Genomic DNA, 4,109 nt, shown 5'->3' on the forward strand with positions numbered 1-4,109 from the left:
CATCATCGAGCTGAATGATGCCGCTGATGGGCTGCTTGTCATCGGACTCTTTCATGGCTTGCAGCAGCTTGTGCTTGTGCTTGAGCATCCAGGCGGTGTCATATTTGACGTCCAACTGGCGCTTTAGCTCCATCGCTGACAAGCCAGTTTTGGTCTGTGACAGCAGCTGCATCGCCAGAAACCACTTGGTCAGTGGGAGTTTGGTGTTTGCAAAAATCGTGTTTCCAGTCAATGACATCTGGTGACGGCAGTTATTGCATTGCAGCACGCGTGGCCGACTTTTCAGGCGACAGCAGGTCTTGTTGGCGCACTCAGGACAGATGAAACCGTTCGGAAAACGCCAAGCAAGCAGCGCGTTTTCGCACTGCGCTTCAGTGCCATAGTCCTTGAAAAAATCAAACAGGCTGTAGCCTTTCTGGAATTGGACTTTGCTTTTGGCCATGATCTCGCACCTCAGTAACTGTACGTAAGATCAGTATAGCTCGTGGTGACTGCTAATCATGGGTAATCAGGAAACCCTAAAAGCAAAAGCCATGACACAGGAGAAACTTACTAGACACGAGTTCATGCTATCAGCAGAACATCAAGAACGACTCGATGAGATGGTCAAAGACCACCCCACCATAAACACACGAGTTGGCATCATCAGAGCCTTACTCGATTCAAAACCAATCGAACAAACAAAGGTTGTTCGACTCGACCAAGAGCACGTAAACCAGATCGCCCGACTTGGTAACTTGCTGAACCAATACGCTCGACTCGCTTACACCTACGCATCAACAGGTGAACCCATTGCCGCCACCGTTCTGCACGACAAGATCGATAGAGCCAACAGACTACTATCTGAAATCTTGAAAGAGGTGAGGGGAGATGCTGCATAAGGTAATCGGTAAAACCGAGAAGTCGAAAGCCAAAGGCCCCACTGGTGCAATCAACTATTTGTCGGGTTATTCATGGCGACACACCGAGCCGCAAGTGTTACGAGGTAACTTGGAAGTTACCAGAGAGTTGTTGTCACACGAGGACAAAGATCCGTATGACAAAGAAGATGTCGCTGGCCTGTTAAAAGACCGGCTGAAGATGGCCAAAGATGATTTGGACAATGCGCTTAAGGCCTTGAAAACCTTGTGCGAGCCAGTCAAAGCACCTAAGCATCAAATTGATTATCAACATTATTTTTGCTGTCAGCCCGGAGCCCTTGAAGACGAGCTTAGTGAAAAAGAGGCGCTACGCCTCACGCTTTACCAAAGTGTGTCGAAACTGATCCGCTGTTTCACCAATATTGCCAGTGAGATGCAGCAAGCCGGTTACAGCAAAGGCGAAGCCGAGGTGATCCGCCAAGAGGTTGAGCACTACAGCAAAGTACGAGATGAAATCAAAATCGCCAGCGGCGATGTGGTGGACATGAAGCAGTTTGAGCCGGCGATGCGCCAGATGCTTGATTTGTACATTGACGCTGACCCAAGCGAAACCTTAATGGATTTCGAAGAATTGGGCCTGATTGAGCTTATCGTCCAAAAAGGCGCGGAAGCCTTAGACGGTTTACCAAAGGATATGAAAAATAATCCTGAAGCGATGGCAGAAGCGATTGAAAACAACGTGCGCAAAACGATCGTCGATGAAAACCCGGTCAACCCTAAATACTATGAGCAGATGTCGGTATTGCTGGATGAACTGATTCAGCAGCGGCGGCAGCAAGCGATTTCGTACCAAGAGTATTTAGAAAAAGTGCGTGAACTGGCGAAGAAGGTAAAACGGGAATTCAGATAATAAGTGCGACACTCATGGATGAATGGCGAGAGGTGGCCAACTGCTGATTGGTGGTACCCTTCTGCTCGCCAAAGTAAAAGCAGTATCACCATGAGCTATCAGCAGTTGACCGAGGGGCAACGATACCAGTTATCGGTGCTTCGCGCACAGGGGATGTCCATCCTTGCCACCGCACGCGCCATTGGCGTTCATCGCTCCACCCTCTACCGGGAGCTGCGTCGTAACGCCGGGCCGCAGGGCTACCAGCCAGACAATGCGCATCAGCACGCCACCCACCGACGGGCCAGTGCGGCCAAATCTCGGCTATCTGCCGATGTCATCCAGTTTGTCGAGCTGACACTCGCCTGGTGGTGGAGCCCGGAGCAGATAAGCACGGTGGGCAAGCAGATAGGCCTCATGGTGAGTCACGAGTGGATATACCGCCATGTGGCCGCCGACAAAGCCCGGGGTGGCCAGTTGTACCGCCATCTGCGCCAGGGCCACAAGCGCTACCGCAAGGGGTGCATATTCCGGTCGAAAATGAACACCTATTCCGGTTTAAAATGAACGCTGATTCCGGCTTGCGTGTACACCATTTCCGGACACCTCAGAGCACGAACTCTGATGTCAGATGAACCGTCATGCTCCAATGACCTGGATCCACAACTGCCGCGCTGCGCTTGGCTGCTGGCTTGTTCGGTGAGTCGAAAAGATGCCTCCCCTCAAAGCTCAGCTTCTGCTCGCAGAATCCCTGGCCGCATACTTTCCGGAAATGGTGTTCACAGATTCCGGAATCACTGTTCAAATTCACCGGAATACGCAAGGGGGCGAGCAGCCTGCGTTCTCCCATCAAGGAAGCCCGCTCTATTGATGAACGGCCGGCTATCGTCGATAGCCGGGAGCGGCTCGGTGATTGGGAGGCGGACACGGTGCTGGGCAAGCAAGGCACAGGTGCACTGGTCACCCTGGTGGAGCGCAAGAGCCGGCTCTATCTGGTCAAGCGGGTCGCGAGCAAACAGGCTGGGGTGGTGCGGGATGCGATAATCGAGATGTTAACGCCCTACATCGAGCAGGTGCATACTATCACCTTTGACAACGGCGGCGAGTTTGCCGAACACAAGGCGATAGAGGAAGCGCTGGGTGCCGAGACTTACTTTGCGCACCCTTACTCTTCGTGGGAGCGCGGTCTGAACGAGAACAGCAATGGGCTGTTGAGGCAGTTTATCCCAAAGGGAACAGACCTGAGAGAGGTCACGGACGAGGATGTCAGGAGAGCGGAGCAGTGGCTCAACCTACGACCTCGGAAATGTCTCGGATTCAGGCAGCCTGTCAAGGTATTCGAAGAGTACCGTCAGGCGGCATAGGCGAGTGTCGCACTTCGAAGTTGAATTCGCGAAATACCCAGCCAGTAACAACTCGAAAGCCTATCCAGAAACCATGGATACCATGGCCAAACGGGCGCTGTTTGATAACTTTGGCAATGACGAAGTGCTGGTCACTAAAATCGACTCGGCCGTGCGTTACACCAAAAAAGCAGATTGGTTGGGAGACCGATTTAAAGAGAAAGAGATCGCCCGCGCCATCCAACAAGAAACTGCCGAATACAACGTGGACGTCAAAGCGGTAATGGACTTGATTAAGGCACAGAAAGAGTACCATTAATGGCTGAAGTCACAATTGGCAACATCACACTCGATTTGCAGCGCAAACCGATTAAAAACCTGCACATCTCGGTATTACCACCGGAAGGCAAAGTGCGGGTTTCGGCACCGCTGCAACTTAGTGACACTGCCATTCGTATGGCAGTAGTGAAACGCATTGCTTGGATCCGTGAACAACAAGCCGACTTTGCCGCTCAGCCACGTCAATCAGAGCGCGAAATGTGTACTGGCGAAACCCATTATTTGTGGGGGCGTGGTTACCGTTTGGATGTTGCGCAAGGTGCCGAACCTGGCGTAAAACTCAAAGGTGGCAAGATTGTATTAACCAGTCGCAATCAAATTACACCAGAAAAACGGCAATTCGTTTTGCAAGATTGGTATCGCACAATCCTTCGAAAACGGGTTGAACCGCTTATGAAGCAATGGCAAGAACAGATCGGTGTGACTCCGAGCTTTGTCGGCATCAAACGCATGAAAACCAAGTGGGGCAGCTGCAACCCAAGCACCGGCCGCATCTGGCTTAATTTGGAACTCGTCAAAAAACCACCTGAATGCCTGGAATTTATCATTGTGCATGAGCTGATTCATTTGCTGGAGCGACACCATAATGAACGGTTTAAGGCCTGACTCTTATACACAAGTAGCGCCCTGAACGGAACCTTTCCCGTTTTCCAGGATCTGATCTTCCATGTGACCTCC

Annotated in this window: 5 protein-coding genes and 2 pseudogenes; 6 read left to right on the plus strand and 1 reads right to left on the minus strand. The window is 51.5% G+C overall.

Annotated elements, in window-relative coordinates; translation table 11 throughout:
- Positions 1-442, minus strand: a 442-nt coding sequence (locus tag OKC27_RS22440; protein WP_270806728.1) for a transposase, incomplete at its 3' end; no start/stop codon positions are given.
- 58 nt (positions 443-500) lie between these two features.
- On the opposite strand from OKC27_RS22440, the gene OKC27_RS22445 reads away from it, so the two are divergent.
- From OKC27_RS22445 to OKC27_RS22470, 6 genes and pseudogenes are all read left to right on the plus strand, one after another.
- Positions 501-881 carry a hypothetical protein gene (locus OKC27_RS22445; RefSeq protein WP_270806730.1) on the plus strand — a complete coding sequence of 127 codons (381 nt, stop codon included), beginning with the start codon at positions 501-503 and terminating at the stop codon, positions 879-881.
- Positions 871-1,770 (plus strand): type I restriction enzyme endonuclease domain-containing protein, encoded by a 900-nt coding sequence (locus OKC27_RS22450; protein ID WP_270806731.1) that lies wholly within the window; start codon positions 871-873, stop codon positions 1,768-1,770. Before OKC27_RS22445 ends, OKC27_RS22450 begins: the two co-directional genes overlap by 11 nt.
- A 90-nt stretch (positions 1,771-1,860) precedes the next feature.
- Positions 1,861-2,271, plus strand: a pseudogene (locus tag OKC27_RS22455) (IS30-like element ISAs2 family transposase); the annotation flags it as partial.
- Between the two features lie 296 nt (positions 2,272-2,567).
- Positions 2,568-3,113, plus strand: a pseudogene (locus OKC27_RS22460) (IS30-like element ISAs2 family transposase); the annotation flags it as partial.
- Between the two features lie 4 nt (positions 3,114-3,117).
- Positions 3,118-3,411 (plus strand): hypothetical protein, encoded by a 294-nt coding sequence (locus OKC27_RS22465; protein ID WP_270806732.1) that lies wholly within the window; start codon positions 3,118-3,120, stop codon positions 3,409-3,411.
- A complete protein-coding gene (locus tag OKC27_RS22470) occupies positions 3,411-4,037 on the plus strand; it encodes a M48 family metallopeptidase (RefSeq protein ID WP_270806734.1) in 627 nt (208 codons plus the stop codon). The genes OKC27_RS22465 and OKC27_RS22470 overlap by 1 nt, the downstream gene beginning before the upstream one ends.
- The last annotated feature ends 72 nt before the right edge of the window (positions 4,038-4,109 follow it).

The organism is Aeromonas sp. QDB62, assembly GCF_027705695.1.
Classification (GTDB): Bacteria; Pseudomonadota; Gammaproteobacteria; order Enterobacterales; family Aeromonadaceae; genus Aeromonas; species Aeromonas allosaccharophila.